The organism is Bacillus sp. ISL-75, assembly GCF_018613095.1.
In genome coordinates, this window is sequence record NZ_JAGGQX010000018.1 from 43,562 (window position 1) to 61,054 (window position 17,493).

Annotated in this window: 19 protein-coding genes; 16 read left to right on the plus strand and 3 right to left on the minus strand. The window is 38.8% G+C overall.

Annotated features, from left to right (window positions below; genetic code table 11):
* Positions 1-56 precede the first annotated feature (56 nt).
* Positions 57-1,418 carry a TrkH family potassium uptake protein gene (locus tag J7E63_RS07960; protein ID WP_215010968.1) on the minus strand — a complete coding sequence of 454 codons (1,362 nt, stop codon included), beginning with the start codon at positions 1,416-1,418 and terminating at the stop codon, positions 57-59.
* 113 nt (positions 1,419-1,531) lie between these two features.
* Here J7E63_RS07960 and J7E63_RS07965 point away from each other — a divergent pair, with 113 nt between their 5' ends.
* The 10 genes from J7E63_RS07965 (at position 1,532) to J7E63_RS08010 (ending at position 11,022) form a co-directional block, all read left to right on the plus strand.
* Positions 1,532-2,878, plus strand: coding sequence for an aspartate aminotransferase family protein (locus J7E63_RS07965; protein ID WP_215010969.1), 1,347 nt, complete (start codon positions 1,532-1,534; stop codon positions 2,876-2,878).
* Positions 2,879-2,883: 5 nt separating this feature from the next.
* Positions 2,884-3,576, plus strand: coding sequence for a CoA transferase subunit A (locus tag J7E63_RS07970; RefSeq protein WP_088088678.1), 693 nt, complete (start codon positions 2,884-2,886; stop codon positions 3,574-3,576).
* Complete coding sequence (locus tag J7E63_RS07975; protein WP_215010970.1) at positions 3,561-4,226, plus strand: 3-oxoacid CoA-transferase subunit B; 666 nt, start codon at positions 3,561-3,563, stop codon at positions 4,224-4,226. Before J7E63_RS07970 ends, J7E63_RS07975 begins: the two co-directional genes overlap by 16 nt.
* Before the next feature lie 45 nt (positions 4,227-4,271).
* Positions 4,272-5,525, plus strand: coding sequence for a peptidase (locus tag J7E63_RS07980; protein WP_215011007.1), 1,254 nt, complete (start codon positions 4,272-4,274; stop codon positions 5,523-5,525).
* A 140-nt stretch (positions 5,526-5,665) separates the two neighbouring features.
* Positions 5,666-6,520, plus strand: coding sequence for a putative beta-lysine N-acetyltransferase (gene ablB / locus J7E63_RS07985; RefSeq protein WP_215010971.1), 855 nt, complete (start codon positions 5,666-5,668; stop codon positions 6,518-6,520).
* Positions 6,521-6,586: 66 nt separating this feature from the next.
* Positions 6,587-7,981, plus strand: a complete 1,395-nt coding sequence (locus J7E63_RS07990) for a sigma-54 interaction domain-containing protein (RefSeq protein ID WP_215011008.1) — start codon at positions 6,587-6,589, stop codon at positions 7,979-7,981.
* A 121-nt stretch (positions 7,982-8,102) separates the two neighbouring features.
* Complete coding sequence (gene kamA / locus J7E63_RS07995) at positions 8,103-9,542, plus strand: lysine 2,3-aminomutase (protein ID WP_215010972.1); 1,440 nt, start codon at positions 8,103-8,105, stop codon at positions 9,540-9,542.
* A gap of 11 nt (positions 9,543-9,553) precedes the next feature.
* Positions 9,554-9,838: a YokU family protein gene (locus J7E63_RS08000; RefSeq protein WP_215010973.1), complete on the plus strand. Its 285-nt coding sequence runs from the start codon at positions 9,554-9,556 to the stop codon at positions 9,836-9,838.
* A gap of 137 nt (positions 9,839-9,975) precedes the next feature.
* Entirely contained in the window at positions 9,976-10,200 is a 225-nt protein-coding gene (locus J7E63_RS08005; protein WP_210427180.1) for a YozE family protein, read from the plus strand.
* A 126-nt stretch (positions 10,201-10,326) separates the two neighbouring features.
* Positions 10,327-11,022, plus strand: coding sequence for a hypothetical protein (locus J7E63_RS08010; protein WP_215010974.1), 696 nt, complete (start codon positions 10,327-10,329; stop codon positions 11,020-11,022).
* A gap of 8 nt (positions 11,023-11,030) precedes the next feature.
* On the opposite strand, the gene J7E63_RS08015 is transcribed toward J7E63_RS08010, so the two are convergent.
* Positions 11,031-11,201, minus strand: coding sequence for a hypothetical protein (locus tag J7E63_RS08015; RefSeq protein WP_215010975.1), 171 nt, complete (start codon positions 11,199-11,201; stop codon positions 11,031-11,033).
* Positions 11,202-11,392: 191 nt separating this feature from the next.
* Here J7E63_RS08015 and J7E63_RS08020 point away from each other — a divergent pair, with 191 nt between their 5' ends.
* The 4 genes from J7E63_RS08020 (at position 11,393) to J7E63_RS08035 (ending at position 14,043) form a co-directional block, all read left to right on the plus strand.
* On the plus strand, positions 11,393-11,566 hold the full coding sequence (locus tag J7E63_RS08020) for a YozD family protein (RefSeq protein ID WP_066256754.1): 174 nt from the start codon (positions 11,393-11,395) through the stop codon (positions 11,564-11,566).
* Between the two features lie 397 nt (positions 11,567-11,963).
* Positions 11,964-12,761: a serine/threonine protein kinase gene (locus J7E63_RS08025; RefSeq protein WP_215010976.1), complete on the plus strand. Its 798-nt coding sequence runs from the start codon at positions 11,964-11,966 to the stop codon at positions 12,759-12,761.
* A gap of 10 nt (positions 12,762-12,771) precedes the next feature.
* The gene (locus tag J7E63_RS08030; RefSeq protein ID WP_215010977.1) at positions 12,772-13,542 is read left to right on the plus strand and encodes a sporulation protein; all 771 of its coding nucleotides are present in this window, start codon (positions 12,772-12,774) and stop codon (positions 13,540-13,542) included.
* A gap of 189 nt (positions 13,543-13,731) precedes the next feature.
* On the plus strand, positions 13,732-14,043 hold the full coding sequence (locus J7E63_RS08035; RefSeq protein WP_214712540.1) for a YodL domain-containing protein: 312 nt from the start codon (positions 13,732-13,734) through the stop codon (positions 14,041-14,043).
* Positions 14,044-14,083: 40 nt separating this feature from the next.
* Here the strand turns inward: J7E63_RS08035 and J7E63_RS30070 are convergent, their stop codons facing one another.
* A complete protein-coding gene (locus tag J7E63_RS30070) occupies positions 14,084-14,212 on the minus strand; it encodes a hypothetical protein (RefSeq protein ID WP_088088665.1) in 129 nt (42 codons plus the stop codon).
* 152 nt (positions 14,213-14,364) lie between these two features.
* Between J7E63_RS30070 and deoD the strand changes: the two genes are divergently transcribed.
* Together deoD and J7E63_RS08045 are read left to right on the plus strand one after the other, a co-directional pair.
* On the plus strand, positions 14,365-15,069 hold the full coding sequence (deoD, locus tag J7E63_RS08040) for a purine-nucleoside phosphorylase (RefSeq protein WP_215010978.1): 705 nt from the start codon (positions 14,365-14,367) through the stop codon (positions 15,067-15,069).
* Positions 15,070-15,291: 222 nt separating this feature from the next.
* A complete protein-coding gene (locus J7E63_RS08045; RefSeq protein ID WP_215010979.1) occupies positions 15,292-17,484 on the plus strand; it encodes a heavy metal translocating P-type ATPase in 2,193 nt (730 codons plus the stop codon).
* The last annotated feature ends 9 nt before the right edge of the window (positions 17,485-17,493 follow it).

Sequence of the window (17,493 nt, forward strand, 5' to 3'; positions counted from 1 at the left end):
AAGCTGTCCGCATGAACTGCATCATGAGGGGGATCTTTACTCCTCCACTTAATGCCTTAACCAATGGTAACCTTTTCTTTCGGGTAGTTGAACTTTTCCTTGCTGCCTTTGCCTCTTAAGATAAGTAAACAGGTAACAATGCCTACTCTTCCAATAAACATCAGGATAATGATGAGTATTTGTCCAAAGGTAGTAAGTCTTGGTGTTAAACCCAACGATAATCCATTGGTGCCAAAAGCAGAAGATACTTCGAAAATAACCTCTATCACAGTGCCATGTTCTGTTATCGATAGGATTAAAATGGAGAACAAACATAAAAATACTCCGGTCGCGATCACGATAAATGATTTAAGGACATCCTCACTTAGCAGTTCACGTCTAAAGATTTTGATCGAGCTTTTTCCTTGTGCGTAAAATATGATCGCTAATATAACAATGGCAAACGTGGTGGTTCGAATGCCCCCGCTCGCACTGCTCGGTGAACCGCCAATAAACATTAATATCGACAGGAAAAGTTGGTTACTTGGAGTAAAATCATTGATATCCATTGTTGCTAATCCAGCACTTTTAGTTGTTACGGAATTAAATAAAGAGTAGAAAAAGGATTCATGCCAATTTTTATCAGAAAAAAAGTGTTGACTATCAAAACAGTAAATCAAAAATGCACCTACTATAGTAAGGAGGACAAACGTTATCGTGGTTAACTTAGTATATAAAGTGAAATGAAATTTCTTCCTTCTATTTAGGTTTAAAAAGAATTCAAAAACCTCAACCATCACAGGAAAGCCAATTGCCCCAACAATCATCAACAAAATTATTATCGTCTGAACAAAATAATCCTCACTATATGGACTGAGTGACGCATCCGTCAGATCGAATCCTGCATTGGTCGTGGCGCTGATGGATGAAAAAAATCCATGTTTAAAAGCAGACAATGGGCTTTCGAAATAGTTTAAAAAGCGAATCCCTAAGATAATTCCCCCCACAAATTCAAACGAAATAAAGATAATCAGGATCCGTTTTGCCAGCTGGACCAAACCTGCCAGGTTGGATTGATTTTGATCAATCATAATCAGTTGTCTTTCTTTTAATCCCACTTTTTTACCCAGCATAATCCATAGGAATGTACTTAAGGACATAACCCCTAAGCCTCCCAATTGCAGAATTAAGCATAAGAGAAAGATTCCAAAGTTACTAAAGGTATCCTTAATTGAAATGACGCTTAAACCGGTTACACTGATCGCACTAGCGGAGGTAAACATCGCATCAATAAAACTTAGCGAAACATTTGGACGGTGAGCCATTGGGATTTTTAATAAAAGAGTAGAAACGATTAATGCGGATAAATAAAAAATAACGATTAATTGAAAGGTTGAAATATCTTTCGTTTTTAACTTTATTTTTTTTATTGTGCTCATATGATCCTTTCCTTCTGTAATTCTAAAAGTAATTTTATATTAATCATCTTGAAAAGTAAAAGTTCATACAATTTCTATAAGGCCTGCCTAATTTAATAAGGAAGTGTTTCCCTATGGATCATTCGTTTCTAATAAAACCAATACTCGATGACATTTACCCTGTGATTGACTACGGCAAAGGAATTTATTTATTTGATATGGATGGAAAAAGGTATTTAGATGCTGCTTCCGGCGCTGTAACTGCCAATATTGGTCATGGTGTAACAAAGATTATTGAAGCAATGAATGAACAAGCAAAAAAAGTTTCGTTTGTGTATCGATCACAATTTACGAGTGAAGCTGCTGAAAATTTAGCGAAAAAAATTGCAAACATGCTTTCAGGAGATCTCAATTGGTGTTTTTTCGTTAACAGCGGTTCTGAAGCAACTGAAACGGCCATGAAAATGGCGATTCAATATTGGCAGGAAAAGGGTGTTCAAACGAAAACCAAGGTTTTATCAAGATGGGTAAGCTACCACGGGATTACCCTAGGTGCGCTTTCGATGTCAGGTCATACAGGGAGGAGAGCAAGATTTGTTCCACTTTTAGAGGATTTCCCTGTCATTAATCCCCCGTATTGCTACCGTTGCCCTTATAACCTCGAGGCACCTAACTGTGGCTATTTATGTGCCCATGAGTTAGAAACAGCTATTAAGCGGATTGGCGCCGAACAAATCGCCGCTTTTATCGCAGAACCCGTCATCGGAGCTGCAGGCGGAGCAATTGCCCCGCCAAAAGATTACTTCAAGGTCATAAAGAAAATCTGTGAGGATTATGACATTCTTTTTATCGCTGATGAAGTCATGACTGGCTGTGGCAGGACTGGCACAATGCTTGCGAGTGAACAGTGGGGAATCAATCCTGATATTGTCGCATTAGGAAAAGGGATGGGTGCAGGCTACGCACCGATTGCAGCTGCTATTGCAACTGAAAAAGTCATCGAGCCGATAATGGCAGGAACAAAGGTGGTCATGAGCGGCCATACCTTAAGTGCCAATCCACAGGCTTGTGCAACTGCCTTAGCTGTTCTCGAATATTTAGAACAAAACAATATTATTCAAGAGGTTGAAAGTAAAGGTGCCTATTTAAGAGCACAACTTGAAGGATTAAAACCACTTTTCACGTTTATTGGTGATATCCGCGGCAAAGGGCTGTTACTGGGAATAGAGTTTGTCCAACAAGTAGAATCCAAAACACCCTACCCTAGAAACGCCCAGATCACACAAAGGATTGTAGCTCTTGCAAAGGAAAAAGGACTGCTTGTTTATCCAGCTGGTGCTGGCATTGATGGGATAAACGGAGACTCTATTATTATTTCTCCTCCTCTTACTATCACTCAAAAAGAAATGGAGGAATTGGTCCACTTATTAAAAGAAACATTTGAAGATTTTTCTAACCAACTGAATGAAGGGAAGGGGTGATGTAAATGGAAAATCCATTCAGAAAAATTACAACCTTAGCAGCTGTTATGGAATATTTTCATGACGGAATGACATTGATGTTTGGCGGGTTTGGCGGGGTCGGCTCTCCGCCGGCATTAATCGATGGTATTCTTGAAAAAGGAGTTCGTAATATTACTTTGATTGGGAACGACACGGGATTCCCGCAAATTGGCATAGGGAAATTAGTCAGTCAACAAAGGGCAGCGAAAGTAATTGCTTCTCATATTGGCTCCAATCCCTTTGCTGGCCAGTTCATGCATGAGGGAAAGCTGGAGGTAGAGTTTTCACCGCAGGGAATATTAGCAGAAAGAATACGTGCGGGCGGTGTTGGCCTGCCAGCGATCTTGTCTGATATCGGTACAGACAATGAAATGGTTACGAAAAACAAACCATTTTTTACTCTAGGAGATAAGAAGTTTCTAGTTGAAACAGCTTTAACGGCAGAGGTGTCGATTGTTTATGCGAAAAAGGCAGATGAGTATGGGAATTTAATTTATGACAAAAGTGCCCGCAATACAAATCCGCTCGTTGCTATGGCAGGGGATATCACGATAGCAGAAGTAGAGGAAATTGTCCCGCTTGGTAGTCTTGACCCCGATGCGATCATTACGCCAGGAGTGTTTGTAGATTATGTCATTCCATCTAAGGGGGTGAATTGGAAATGGGCATGGCAGTAGATATGAGAAATCAAATGGCTAAAAGGGCTGCAGAGGAAATTCAAACGGGAATGGTTGTCAACCTTGGAATTGGGATTCCATCGCTCGTTCCGAACCATCTATCAACCGAGACAAAGGTGATGTTTCACGCTGAAAACGGCATTACCGGAATGGGACCTACCCCAGTAAAGGGAGAAGAAGATGAAAACTTATGTAATGCAGGAGGTTTTCCAGTCACGCTAAACAAGGGCGGATCTTATTGTGATAGTGGAATCTCTTTTGGAATGATTCGCCGGGGCAGAGTGGATATAACGATTTTAGGATCGCTAGAGGTCAGTAAAAAGGGCGACCTTGCTAACTGGATTGTCCCAGGAAAGAAGGTTCCAGGGATGGGCGGAGCGATGGAACTTGCTCAAAAAGCTAAGAAAGTCATTGTTGTCATGAATCATTGTGATAAACAAGGTAGACCCAAAATTGTCACATCATGCACGTTACCATTAACATCCGCAGCCTGTGTCGATTTAATTATCACTGATCTAGCTGTTTTCACTGTATCTGAAGAAGGTTTACTATTAACAGAATTGTTTGCGCCCTACAGTTTAGAAACTGTTGTCAACAAAACCGGGTGCGAATTTAAGATTCGGGAAACTGTTCGTATGATTCCGTATTAAGCTGAATCATTTCTAAAAGGAGTGAATCGTTTGGACAATAATGAAATGCGCATAAAACAATGGATAAAAGAGAATCGAGCGCGAGGGGCAAGACTTTTACAAATCCTCGTCCGAGAAAACAGCACTCGGGGGAACGAAAGTAGTACCCAGGCGATTATAATTGAAAAGTGCCGACAATTAGGATTAACACTCGATATTTGGGAAATCGGTGGTGATGAATTGAAATCCCACCCTGCTTATTGTTGTGACCGTCAGAACTTCGGCGGGAATCCTAACCTAGTAGCTGTGTTAAAAGGTACAGGCGGCGGCAAATCGATGATTTTAAATGGTCATATTGACGTGGTCCCAGTTGGGGATGAATTAAGCTGGAAACATGACCCATTTAGCGGGACTATTGAGTGTGGCAAGCTTTATGGACGAGGCGCGACGGATATGAAGGGTGGGAATGCTGCCCTGATAATGGCGATTGAGTCCTTAATTGCAAATGGTATTAAACTAAAAGGGGATGTTATTTTTCAAAGTGTCATTGAAGAAGAAAGCGGCGGAGCTGGTACCCTAGCAGCCGTTCTTAGAGGTTACCATGCGGATGGGGCCATTATTCCAGAACCGACCAATTTGAAGATATTCCCGAAGCAGCAGGGCTCAATGTGGTTCAGAATTACCGTAAAAGGCAGAGCAGCCCATGGAGGAACCAGGTATAAAGGTGTAAGCGCAATTGAAAAAGCACTAGTAGTTATTCAAAGATTACAACAATTAGAGAACGATAGAAATGCTAGGATTACTGACCCTCTCTTTGAAAAAGTCCCCATTCCTATTCCAATTAATATCGGAAAGCTTTCAAGCGGCGAATGGCCTTCTTCGGTGCCTGACACCGCAATTATTGAGGGGAGAATGGGAGTTTCTCCGGAAGAAACGATTCAATCAGCACAACTTGAAATGGAAGCTTGCTTGAGAGAAATAAGTGAAAATGATGAGTGGCTCAGGGAAAATCCTCTTAAGATAGAATGGTTTGGCGGCAGGTGGCTGCCAGGAAGTCTTGAAAATGACCATCCATTAATGAATGAATTGACAAAGAGTTTTATAGAAGTAAAGGGTAGTAATCCTATCATCGAGGCAAGCCCTTGGGGAACAGACGGCGGTATCCTTTCTAATATTGGTAATACTCCCGTGGTCATTTTCGGACCTGGGATAACAGAAACTGCACATGATGCAAATGAGCATATTGTACTTGAAGATATGTTTATCGCCAGTGAGATTATAGCCCTTACTTTATTAAAATGGTGTGAGGCGGCAGAGTAAACATCAGATTTTTCCATTTATATATCAAAAGGTTGCAATAATTGATTTATACCGACCTAGTGGAAATGTCTGGCTAATCTAGGCCAGACATTTTTTCGAGAATGCTAGAGAAATTATCATTTACCGATGGGGTGATCTCGATGAATCAAACGGCATCCACTATTTTTCTAGAGGAAAACGGCTATTTCCTTGAGATATATCTTGATCCATTTAATAAACGTATTCGTGTGGATGATTATCGTGGAAATATAAAATTGCTAATTGAGCGAGCGGAAGAGCTCGCAGCAAAGCACAAGGCTGAAAAGTTAATTGTCAAAGTCAGAAGTGAAGACTTTCTTAGTTTCTTGGAAAAGGGTCTTCAGCTGGAAGCTGTTGTTGATCGCTATTTTCTTGGCTCAGATGCCCATTTTTTTTCAAAGTATTACACGCCAAACCGGAAGAAAAATGATCATTGGGTGACCGAAGACGGGATGGTCAACAGTATATATCAATTAGACACGTCCATTCAGAAAGGAAATCCACCAAAGGAATATGAATTACGAAAGGTCGACGAGAGCAGTGCTGTGGAACTTGCGGTGCTGTACGGGCAAGTGTTTCAAATTTACCCAACCCCTTTGCATAAACCGGAATATATAAAAAAGACCATCAAGGATGGGACCATCTATTACGCTTTTTTCCTTCAAGGAAAAATAGTCAGTGCAGCTTCAGCCGAAGTGAATTCTTTTTATAAAAATGCAGAATTAACGGATTGTGCAACATTATCTGAACATCGGAAATATGGGCTTATGAAAATTATTCTTCAGGAACTTGAAGGTGAGTTGAAAAGGAAGGGAATCTTTTGTGCCTATTCGATTGCTAGATCGTTATCCTTTGGGATGAATGCAGTTTTATTTCAGCTGGGATATTCGTATCGGGGCAGGCTGATGAATAATTGCTTTATCTATGACAAGCTTGAAAATATGAATATGTGGGTAAAGAATCTGGCAAACTGCTAAAATTTCGGCTTACCGTGCCAATTTTTCGGCACCTTGTTAATTTGGAAGGATGGGCAGGTGAATCAAATGGTTCAGTTAACCGCTTTAACGCAAGAAGTTCTGACAGCCATTCTAAAAGGAATTGATGAAGGAATTCATGTGGTCAATACTGAGGGAAAGACAATTTTTTATAATGAAGTGGCAGCAAAGCACGATGGGATGGAAGTAAAGGAAGTGCAGGGAAAGCATTTAATTGACTCATTTCCCTCCCTAACGGAAGAGTCCAGTACCTTGCTAAAAGTAATTAAAACGGGAAAGCCGATCTACAACCAAACACAGGTTTATATGAATTTGCATGGGACAAGAATTGATACCATCAATACAACCCTGCCAATCTTTCTCGGGGAAGAAATAATTGGCGCGGTTGAAATAGCGAAAGATTATTCCCGAATGAAACTACTTGCGGAACGACTATTAGATTTACAAAAGGGTTTAAAGAAAAGCAGTAAAAAGAAGGTAAACAGGCAAGTAAACTATACATTAAACGATCTATTGACGGTTAATCCACCCTTTCAGAGCATCAAAAATGAGGCTAAGAAACTGGCGAAATCGGATTCCCCTATTCTCGTCTACGGCGAGTCTGGAACAGGGAAAGAATTATTTGTTCAAGGAGTGCATCATGAATCCCTTCGCTCATCTGAACCGTTTATTGCTCAAAATTGTGCCGCCATTCCTGAAACACTGTTAGAAAGTATCCTATTTGGTACGGCTAAAGGAAGCTATACGGGGGCAGTAGACCGCAAAGGGTTATTTGAATTTGCAGATGGCGGAACGCTATTCCTTGATGAATTACATACGATGCCGATAGAACTTCAAGCGAAATTATTACGGGTTTTGGAGGATGGAATGGTAAGAAGAGTTGGAAGTTCGCATAGTGTTTCTGTGGATGTGCGCGTAATTGCAGCCATGAATGTCATTCCAAGCAAGGCCCTTCAAGAGCATACGCTTCGTGCGGACCTTTACTACCGATTAAATGTATTTACCTTTTCACTCATTCCTTTAAGAGAAAGAAAAGAAGATATTCTTTTTTTAGCAGATCATTTTATCAAGGGATTTAATCAAAAACTCTATAAAAATATTAGCGGATATGAGAAGAAGCTTGAGCTATTTTTTATGAATTATCCATGGCCTGGTAACGTAAGGGAACTGAAACATACGATTGAATACATGATGAATGTGTGTGAAGAAAAGCAGTTGAAGTATAACGATTTACCAAGCATGTTAAGACATCTTCCAAACACAACAACAACTAATAATGTCGGAATGGAAAGTCTATCATTAAGGAAAAATATTGAAACATTAGAGAAGGATCTAATTTTGAATGCCCTTGAATTATCTGAAGGGAACATTAACCAAGCAGCGAAGCTATTAGAGATTCCTAGGCAAACCTTACAATATAAACTGAAAAAAATAATAGACTAAACTGCCGAGTTTTCGGCTTTTTTTTTTGCAAAAAACTAAAAGGGTAAGTTCTAAGCCTTCTTATAACATTGGCACATATCTTGCATATTATTTTAGTGAAGCAAGATGGGAGGAACTTACAGTGAAACAATTTTTATATAAACCACTAAGGCATTGGAAAGATATAGAACTTTGGAAAGATGTTACTTCAGTGCAGTGGACCGATTGGCTTTGGCAGCTAACGAATACGATCCGTACGTTAGATGATTTAAAAAAGGTGATCCATTTAACTCCAGATGAAGAGGAGGGTGTAAGAATTTCTACAAAAACCATCCCCTTAAATATTACACCATATTATGCTTCCTTAATGAATCCTGATGATCCACGTTGTCCGATCAGAATGCAGTCTGTGCCTATTTCGAAGGAGATTTATAAAACTAAATATGATCTAGAGGACCCATTATATGAGGATGAAGATTCACCTGTCCCTGGGTTAACTCACCGCTATCCGGACCGGGTTCTTTTTCTTGTTACCAATCAGTGTTCGATGTATTGCCGCTACTGTACAAGGCGACGTTTTTCAGGGCAAATTGGCATGGGTGTTCCGAAGAAGCAGCTGGATGCAGCTATTTCATATATCAGGCAAACCCCTCAGGTAAGAGATGTATTAATTTCTGGTGGGGACGGCCTGCTGATTAATGATAATATTTTGGAATATATCCTTAAAAACCTGAGGGAAATTGATCATGTTGAAATTATCCGGATAGGGACAAGAGCACCTGTTGTGTTCCCGCAGCGAATTACCGAAAACCTTTGTAATATCTTGAAAAAATATCATCCAATTTGGCTGAACACTCATTTTAATACTTCGATCGAAATTACCGAGGACTCAAATAGGGCTTGCGAAATGCTTGCCAATGCCGGTGTTCCAGTTGGTAACCAGTCTGTGATCCTTGCAGGAATCAATGACAGTGTGCCAATTATGAAAAAACTAATGCATGATCTTGTCAAAATTCGCGTCCGGCCTTATTACATTTATCAATGTGATTTATCTGAAGGGATCGGTCATTTCAGGGCACCTGTTTCCAAAGGACTTGAAATTATCGAGGGGCTTCGCGGACATACTTCTGGCTATGCCGTACCGACCTTTGTCGTCGATGCCCCAGGCGGAGGGGGTAAAATTGCCCTTCAGCCGAATTACTTGATCTCGCAAAGTCCAGAGAAAGTGGTCCTTCGGAATTTTGAAGGCGTAATCACCTCATACCCAGAGCCAGAAAATTATGTGCCTGGAAGGGCAGAGGGTTATTTTCAAGAGGTTTACCCTGATATGGAAGCGAAAAGGTCTCTTACAGGAATCTCAGGTATTATGAATGATCAACACTTTAACCTTGTTCCAGAGGGATTAACAAGGTTAAATCGCCGTAAGGATTATTACCAAGACCCGGCACACACGACGTTAAAGGATAAGCGCAGCAAACGGGATGAATTAAAGGATAAGAAATTTAAAGCATTGTCTCAAAAAGAAGCAGGTAGTCATGAAACAAAAACGGATGGAACATCAGCCGAGACGTTGAAGGAATAGGAGGAGTGTAATTGGAAACCGTATGTGAATGGTGTTCAAGCACAAATGTAGAAAGAGTAACCACTTCAGTTTTTTGGGAGCTGCCAGATGGGACGCGAGCGATTGAAATCTCGGAAACCCCCGCCTTTTCCTGCCCTGATTGTGCAATGATTTATCAAAGTGAACCAATTGTAAAAGAAATTGAGAATCAGTTGTATTTAATTGATTGTAAACTGATTGGAAAAGTGGTCAGCTTCGAAGAGTTAATGGCGGTTCCAAGGTTATTAAAGAAAAATTACTTTGACTTTTCATCATAATGAAAGCAGCCTCATTATAGGCTGCTTTTATGCTTTATGGTATTTCTAAACGCTGGACGCTTACCATAGTATCCGTTATAGTATTTCATAAGAAATACATATAGAGTGAATCTGGATGAGGAAGGCGTTTATATATGATTAAATCATTTTATCATTTTTTAATGAAATATAGGCATCCTGCTCCAAAGGATGCTATTAGTGACTTTGCCAATCATGCTTATTTAGATCATAGTTTTCCGAAAACTTCCGAGGACTATCATGAGTTAAGTTCTTATCTAGAACTGAATGGTCAATACTTAGAATCAATGTCCGTTTTTGATGAGGCATGGCAGCAATATTTGATTACTGAAAGCAAAATATAGAACAATGTGATCGTCTCAGAAATGAGGCGATTTTTTCATTTTACAATTCACATGCGCTTTTATTTAAACGGCGCATATACTATTGTAATCAAAATTCACGACTTATTATTGAGAGGATGGGAGGAAATGGGAAATAGAAAAAAACCGAAGTATAAGATCGGTGATACGGTCGTGATTACAATCTATGGAACAGTTGGCAAGGTAACAGATGTAAAGTGGCTAGACGGGAAGTATGTATATGAAGTAAACAAAAGTGACGGATTATTCATTGAATCCGCCTTACAATTACTATCAGAATTCGATGGCGTTGTAATGGAACAAGAACAAATTGACATCGAATATAATTTTTTCTTCGGCGATTTAGTTCAAGTAAGCGGTTATGGTGCAGACTTGTTTAAAGTTGTAGGCTTCCGTACAGAAATTTGGCGCTATAAAGAAGATGCCTGGGAAGATGTCATTTATGAGCTATCAAGGGTAAGTGATGGTGAATGGCTTGAAGCTGGTGAAGAAGAATTGACACTTGTTGCAGATGCTGAAAATGCTGACACATTTATTCAAAAACTGGGTCTCCTATACTTAGTGAATAAGCAGGAAAAGGCAGTCGAAAATCCAAAAGTCCAGAACATTATTAGAAAAGCAGAATTCGAAGAAATTGAACGCAAAAAGGAAAAAAAGGAATTAATTGACAACTTATTGGACATATTTAATGATTACCGGATTTTATATGAAATGTTTCAGGATCAGGAATATTATCAAGTAATGCGTGTGATTCTTAGGAAATTAGAAAGTCTTGTCAGTAACGATGGCAAGAGTCACGTCTAAGAAAGAAGCTACCACCTCGAAATTTCAAATAGTAAATAAACAACAAACGGGATACCAGCCCATTTAATAAGAAAAAACATCACATCTAGAATCTTCTCAAATGTTTGGAGGGTGAGACCATCCTCCCGATTAACATCATTTATCCATGCCTCTAATTTTAATTGTAAATTTAACATCATATCACCTCAGGGAAAGTTCTTTTCATTCATCCTATGCTTGTCCAATCCAAAAAAGACTTCATCTCTTATTGAAATTTAAGGGGTTAATAAATCCTCGTTCACTTTGGAAATGGATATTCAGTTAGGTCCTTAAAGTAAATAGCATGAAAAAGCCATGTACATCATACATTCTCTAAAAAGGGGGCGATGCTATGAGAGAAATTGAAGTATTTATTGATACAGAAGAGATTGCCGAATTTTTCTTTCATGAGCTTGTAAAAAGGGGATACGTTCCTAGTGAAGAAGAATTAGAGGAAATTGCAGACATAACTTTCGAATATTTAATTGAGAAGAGTATTATCGACGAAGAAGAAGAGGATGAATAAAAAATTAATTAATCAAATAGAAGGAAATAGTCTTTTCCTTTTAATATAGATTAATACAGAAGACGAGCATTCGGTGCTCGCTTTTTGTTGTTCTCGTTAAAAAAACCTTTAGCCAAAGTACATTGGATCATCATATTTAATAAATTTCGCTAATCATGAAACCTTTATTTTTTCTAAACGTATGAATGTTTACGAAGCTAAGGAGGGGAAAGAATTGTTAAAAAAAATCCTTAAATTAATTTTCAAAAGTAAGCTTCACAATCACCATCATTATAGCTCTACAAGTGATGCCTGGAAGAGAAGAAATCATTATAAGCACAACAACCTAGGACATCATCATTATAAAAAGAAATATAAAAGTAGAAGTTTTTTTAGCAGCTAGCAAGGTACCCTTCTCATGATAAAAAGAATTGCATTCCTATTTTCCAATTTATTTGAACAACTGTTTCCAAATGATAAGCTCTTCGCTGATCGATACAAGGTCATTAGACATCTCGGGGCAGGTGGTTACGGTCATAGTTACTTGGTATATGATCTAGAATCAAAGCAAAAAAAGGTTCTAAAAGCCTTGCGACTCCATAAAAGATTAACGCAATCGGGTCGAATTGACTTTGAATATGAGAAAGAACTGTTAAGTTCGATTAAACATCCTGGTTTTCCAAGATATTTTGAGGGTGGTACCTTTAACAACATTCCTTTTTACACAATGGAATTTATTGAGGGGATGAACTTTGAACAGCTTATTTTTGCTGAAGGAAAGAAAGTCTCTGAAAAAGAAGCTTTTCAAATCGTCTATGAATTACTAAATCCGATTGAATATCTGCACAATCATAAAATAATCCACAGAGATATCCGAATCCCAAATGTCATTTTGGATGGTGCTAAGATTAGGCTGATTGATTTAGGGTTAGGAAGACATCTTAATCTTGAAACAGCAGTTCAGACAACAAAGGAAAACAATATCCGTAAAGAGGTTAACTGCCAAGCGGATTTTTATGGATTGGGACATTTCCTATTGTTTTTACTGTATTCAAATTTTACTTTTCCACAACACAAACAGGAAAAAAGCTGGGAAGAGGAATTGGAAATTTCGAATCAGGCCAAACACATAATTAAAAAGCTCTTACAGATTGAACCAGCATATGAAAACTGTGCCCAAATAAGAGCTGAAATAATAAATTTATACTTAATCTAGGGGGAGGAAAATGTCATTTTTTAACAAAGTATTTGCCAGCGTAGGAATTGGGTCAGCAGCAGTGGACACAAAGCTTGAAAAAGATACTTATATGCCGGGGGAGACTGTTAACGGAGTAGTTGAAATTAAAGGAGGCAAGATCGATCAGCAGGTTGATGAGATTTATCTCACCTTAAATACCACCTATTTAAGAGAGTCAGATGACAAAAAGTATACCGTCACTGCTGCGATCGAAAAGTTTCGATTAACTACTCCTTTTGTCATTCGTGCAAATGAGAAAAAAGACATTCCATTTTCCTTTCAACTTCCTTTGGATACGCCGCTTTCCATTGGCAGGTCAAAGATTTGGGTAACTACCGGTCTAGATATTAAAGGCGGTGTGGACCCAAGCGATAAAGATTATCTAAAAGTTGTCCCTAACTCACTTATGTCTGCTGTGTTTAATGCTATTGATAATTTAGGATTTAGGATTCGAGAAGCCGATTGTGAAGAAGCACCGCGGCGATTACGGGGACGTTTACCGTTTGTTCAAGAATTTGAGTTTGTACCTACTGCAGGATTATTTCGTGGCAGATTGGATGAACTAGAAGTAGTTTTCTTCCCGTCTGGAAATGGCATGCTTGATATCATGTTCCAAGTGGACCGTCGGGCAAGAGGGCTATCAGGATTGTTTTCAGAGGCAATGGGTGCAGATGAGACCAATGTACGCTTGTCAGTTTCAAATGCAGATATCCCGAATTTACAACAAAGAATTCAAAGTGCAATTCAACGATATTCATAAAATCCTGACAATAGGGCCATTTTGGTCCTATTGTTTTTATGTATATTGAAACGATTGATTCCATAAAAATCATCTTTGCTGGATAAAAAAAGTGCAATTCGACAAAAATAATGGGATTTTCAAGAAGGAATCGACAATGTTCATCGCTAATTATTAGAATAGGCAATTAATTCTAATAATTGGAGGTATATGATGATCAAAGTATTAACAAAAAGAGCATGTATACAATATGATGTGACGATCTTTCAAACTCCAAAATATCGTGAAAATAAAGGGCATAAAGAGGTTTTTCGAACCACTATTCCAGCAAATAGCCGAGTGCAATGCTTAGAGGAAACTTTCAGCCGCTTTAATGTTACTGACAGAATCCCTGCAGATTATCAAGGCAGATTTCTCTCAACAGGGGATATTGTGTTAATAGACGAAGGCAGGGGAGGACAGCATTATTATCAATTAAAACCTGGTGGTTGGTTTCCTATTAACAGAATAGTTCTTCTGTAAGTTAAAAACCTAAGGACAATATTCCTTAGGTTTTTTTAGCTTAGTGTTTTCTTCCACCAGTTGCATTGTGCTCTTTTGCATGTGCCTCATGTTCAGCCACAATGGCCTCAGCAGGGATGTGATTATTTTTCTTCGGTGAATTAGTGCGGCTTCGATGTTTTTTACCCATGAATGATCTCCCTCCAATCTTAAAAATAGCTTCCCACAAAATAATAAATTCATGTCTGTTTCATTGCAGAGTTTCTCATTAGAAATTGTTTATGATATATTGTCAATGAAACAGTTTTAATACGGCTGTAGTTATTGATTGGAGGAATATAGATGAGTGTACATATTGGTGCGAAGGAAAACGAAATTGCTGAAACAGTATTACTGCCAGGGGACCCGCTTCGGGCAAAATATATTGCAGAAACATTTCTAGATGATGCAAAATGTTACAACGAAGTTCGTAATATGTTCGGATTTACTGGGACGTATAAAGGAAAAAGAATTTCTGTCCAAGGAACTGGAATGGGTGTTCCCTCCATTTCTATTTATATTAATGAACTTATGCAAAGCTATAAAGTCCAAAATCTAATTCGTGTTGGAACATGTGGAGCCATTCAAAAAGATGTAAAGGTTCGTGATGTCATTTTGGCAATGACAAGCTCAACCGACTCAAATATGAATCGTTTAACGTTTGGTCATGTCGATTTTGCCCCTACAGCAAACTTTGATTTACTTCGTAAGGCATATGATGCAGGGGTGGCAAAGGGACTTAACTTGAAAGTAGGAAATATTTTTACAGCAGATTCATTCTATAATGATAACGCTGAACTTGAAAAATGGGCTAAATATCAAATCCTGGCGATCGAAATGGAGACCACCGCCCTTTATACATTAGCCGCTAAATTTGATCGGAAAGCACTTTCCGTTCTAACAGTTAGTGATCACATCTTAACAGGTGAAGAAACAACAGCCGAAGAAAGACAATTAACCTTTAACGATATGATAGAAGTAGCTTTAGAAGCAGCGATAAAAGAATAATCAACATGAGCCTTTTCCAAATAGGATGAGGCTTTTTATTTTAGTAATTAACAGGAACTCACTACCAAAATGGAGAATAAATAAAAAACAAAACTCCTCTGTGACAAAAATCATCGAAAGACGTCAAAATTAGGCTTAAATTAAATATAGTATTATTTTCGGTAAAAATCCTTTGACCAAATATACACTGCGGGGGTATAGTATATAAAAGAGGTGATCCAAATGAAAGAGCAGCTCAAATTAGACATTTCTGGAATGACCTGTGCAGCCTGTTCAGCGAGAATCGAGAAAGTCCTAAATAAAATGGACAGTGTTGAGGCAAATGTCAATTTGGCAATGGAAAGTGCAGCTATTTCTTACGATACAGAACTGGTTTCAAGTAATGATATTATTACTAAAATAGAAAATCTTGGTTATGAAGCAACAGAAAAGGTTCACAGGGATACCAAACAGCAGAATAAAGATGCGGAAATTAAACAGAAAAAACGTATATTTCTTCTGGCGGTAATTCTGTCAATACCGCTTCTATATACGATGCTTTCCCATTTGCCTGTTGATTTTGGTTTACCAATGCCACATTTTTTGATGAATCCATGGTTTCAATTACTATTGGCAACGCCTGTGCAATTTTATATAGGTGGTCAGTTTTATATGGGTGCTTTTAAGGCCCTGAAAAATAAAAGTGCTAATATGGATGTCCTTGTCTCGTTAGGAACATCAGCAGCATATTTTTATAGCTTAGCTGAAGGTATGAAAACAATTGGTAACACTAACTATATGCCACATCTATATTTTGAAACAAGTGCTGTACTGATTACTTTAATTCTATTAGGGAAATTATTTGAAACGATGGCCAAAGGGAAAACAACGCTTGCCATATCGAAGTTGTTAAGTCTCCAAGCAAAAGAAGCCACTGTACTAAGAGAAGGTAAGGAGCTTCAAATTCCAATTGAGGAAGTGAAAGTTTCTGACAACTTATTAGTTAAGCCAGGGGAAAAAATTCCTGTCGATGGAATAGTAACCTTAGGGCAATCTTCTGTTGATGAAGCAATGATAACCGGTGAGTCAATCCCAGTGGAAAAATCTGTTGGGGACAATGTCATTGGTTCAACTATCAATAAGAATGGAACCCTGACCATAAAAGCAATGAAGATTGGCAAAGACACAGCACTTGCTGGAATAATTAAAATTGTCGAAGAAGCCCAAGGCAGCAAAGCCCCAATCCAACGGGTAGCAGATACAATTTCAGGTTATTTTGTGCCTGTTGTGCTTGCAATCTCAATGTTTACTTTTTTAATTTGGTACTTCTTTGTGAATCCTGGAGATTTCCCTTCCGCATTAGAAACAGCGATTGCTGTTCTTGTTATAGCTTGTCCATGTGCGTTAGGACTAGCCACTCCAACATCTATCATGGTTGGTACAGGTAAAGGAGCTGAAATGGGGATTCTTTTTAAAGGTGGAGAGCATTTAGAAGCAGCCCATAAAATTAATGCAATCGTCCTTGATAAAACCGGCACGATCACAAAAGGACATCCTACAGTAACAGATTTTATAGCCTATCAGGACGAGAAAAAAGTACTCCAATACCTCGTTTCAGCAGAAAAGTCTTCTGAACATCCACTTGCCGAAGCGATCGTAAAATATGGGATTGAAAAAAGATCAAGTACCCTGCCTGTCAAACGGTTTAAGGCAGTACCTGGTTATGGAATTGAAGCAAAAATAGGCGATGATGAAATATTTGTAGGCACCAGTAAACTTATGGCTCTAAAAAATATTCCCAGCATTACGGGAGACCAAGACCTAACCCGATTGGAGAACGAAGGGAAAACAGCTATGTTTATTGCCATAAATTCCACTATTATGGGTGTAGTTGCTGTTGCCGATACAGTAAAAGAGACAGCTAAAATGGCGGTTCAGCAATTAAACCAATTAGGAATTAAAGTGTTTATGTTAACTGGTGATAATGAACGTACGGCTAAAGCGATTGCGAATCAAGTCGGCATTACTAATGTTATTGCAGAAGTCCTTCCCGAGGAAAAGGCCAATCATGTCAAAGAACTACAGCTGCAAGGTCTAAAAGTGGCCATGGTTGGCGATGGAATAAATGATGCACCAGCCCTTGTCGTAGCTGATATAGGAATTGCAATCAGTACGGGTACTGATGTAGCGATTGAAGCTGCTGATATAACAATTCTTGGCGGGGAATTAACCTTGATTCCAAAGGCAATGGGTTTAAGTAAATTAACGATGCAAAATATTCGCCAAAACCTCTTTTGGGCGCTTGTTTATAATTCAGGGGGGATTCCAATTGCAGCACTTGGCTTGTTAGCCCCTTGGGTTGCTGGTGCAGCCATGGCGTTTAGTTCAGTATCAGTAGTGTCCAACGCCCTTCGTTTGAAGCGAGTGAAAATATAAATATAAAGT